We start from the raw sequence: 1,580 nt of genomic DNA on the forward strand, positions 1-1,580 counted from the left end.
CCGGTGTCGGCCATCGCCGCGTCGCCCGTGTCGGCAATCGGTGCGTCGCCCCGATCGCACACCGGCGCGTCGCCCGGCCGGGTGAGCGAAGGAGCGAAGTACGATCGCTGCCTCCCTCTCGCTTGTGAAGGAGTACGAACGGAAAGGGCTCCTCGAACGCGTGAACCGCGAAGCCGCGACGGTCGGCGCAGCGATCCCGGACGAGATCGAGGTCCAGGGTGAGCCGATCGAGCTGCAGTCGTTCGTCTTCGAGATCAAGCGGCGCGACACGGTGCCGCCGGGCGAGCGCGACCGCGTCGAGCAGGCGAAGCGAAACCTGCGTCGCGAGCGGCTGGAGCGGCTCGAACGCATCGAGGAGAACGAGGTGAGCTACGAGCGCGGCGAGGAGCTGGCGGCGTCGATCATCGGGATCGACCGCGCGCTCGACGCACTGGACGGATTGGACGCACCCGACCCCGAGACGGAGGCGAAACGGCAGGAGGCGGCCGACCGCAAGCGCTGGATGAGCTTCCTGAAGAAGGCGCTCGGCCGCGACGAGGGCGGTGGCGGGTCGCGGACGCGGTTCTAACTGCCCGTGAAGTCGATCCGGGACCCGCTCCCGTCACCCTCGCGGCTGGCGGGCCCGAGACGGACGAACTCGTAGGCGTCGTCGTCGAGGTACACCGCTCCGTCCTCGACTGCCACGTCGACGCCCTCCAACACCGCGCCCTCACACGGACCGAAGTTGCAGTACCCCGAGTCGGCCTCGAACGTCGCGCCGTGTTTCTGACAGAACACCTCGCCGTTCCGGACGAACGCCCCGTCGTCCCGGTCGAGACGCACGTCGGTCCAGTGTTGACAGTAGTTGCGGAACGCGGCGACCTCGCCCGCTGCACGGGTGAGGATCGCCTCCGCTTCGGGTCGCCCGTCTTCGGACTCGCCCACGTCGCCCTCACTGTCGTCGACGCTCCCGGCGTCGACGGGTCGAAGCGTCACGAGCAGCGTGCTGTCCTCGGGGACCTCCTCGACGGCGGCGATCCGACGGTCCGCGTCCATACGGGTTCGTGTCCTGCCGCGGGTTTGAACGTTCCGCGTTCCCGGCCAATTCGGCGATGGAGGGCGGTATATGAACCGGCTTGGGGTGGCCGCTCTCAGACCCCGAGCCACTCGTCGTTGCGGATCTCGTACCCGTTCTCCCGGCAGTACGTCGCCGCCTGCCGGCGCACGTCCCGGGAGCCGGGGACCGTTTTTCGCTCGTCGATCCGGTCGACGACCCAGTCCGCGATGGCGTGAACGCCCGCCTCGTCGTCGACGAGATCGACATCGCTCAGCGCTCTGAAGGTCCGCTCGAACGCCTCGTGTTGTGAGCGGCCGAACTCCTCGTCCGGGAGCGTCGCCGCCGCCTCCACGACCCGCTTCATCGCCGTCGCGACCGCGGGGTGTCGGATCCGTTCGCTGACGACGGCGGGCGCGTCGAAGCTCTCCATGTCCGCGTCGGGCAGGAGCTCCGCGAGGACGTAGCGGTCGCCGCCCGCGCCGATATCGTGCTCCCCGACCGCGGCGACGAGCTCGCGACCCGTCGCCGGGAACGTTAGGGACTC

The 1,580-nt window shown here is 69.6% G+C and carries 3 protein-coding genes; 1 reads left to right on the plus strand and 2 read right to left on the minus strand.

Features of this window, described 5'->3' with window-relative positions:
* The first annotated feature begins 124 nt into the window (after positions 1–124).
* A complete protein-coding gene (locus ACFQEU_RS15620; RefSeq protein ID WP_379783659.1) occupies positions 125–568 on the plus strand; it encodes a DUF5788 family protein in 444 nt (147 codons plus the stop codon).
* Here ACFQEU_RS15620 and ACFQEU_RS15625 read toward each other — a convergent pair.
* Both ACFQEU_RS15625 and ACFQEU_RS15630 read right to left on the minus strand, forming a co-directional pair.
* Positions 565–1,035: a Rieske (2Fe-2S) protein gene (locus ACFQEU_RS15625; protein ID WP_379783661.1), complete on the minus strand. Its 471-nt coding sequence runs from the start codon at positions 1,033–1,035 to the stop codon at positions 565–567. The genes ACFQEU_RS15620 and ACFQEU_RS15625 overlap by 4 nt on opposite strands.
* A gap of 95 nt (positions 1,036–1,130) precedes the next feature.
* A partial coding sequence (locus tag ACFQEU_RS15630) for a DUF5789 family protein (RefSeq protein ID WP_379783663.1) occupies positions 1,131–1,580 on the minus strand: 450 nt, incomplete at its 5' end.

It is taken from the genome of Halorubrum tibetense, assembly GCF_042661865.1.
GTDB lineage: Archaea > Halobacteriota > Halobacteria > Halobacteriales > Haloferacaceae > Halorubrum > Halorubrum tibetense.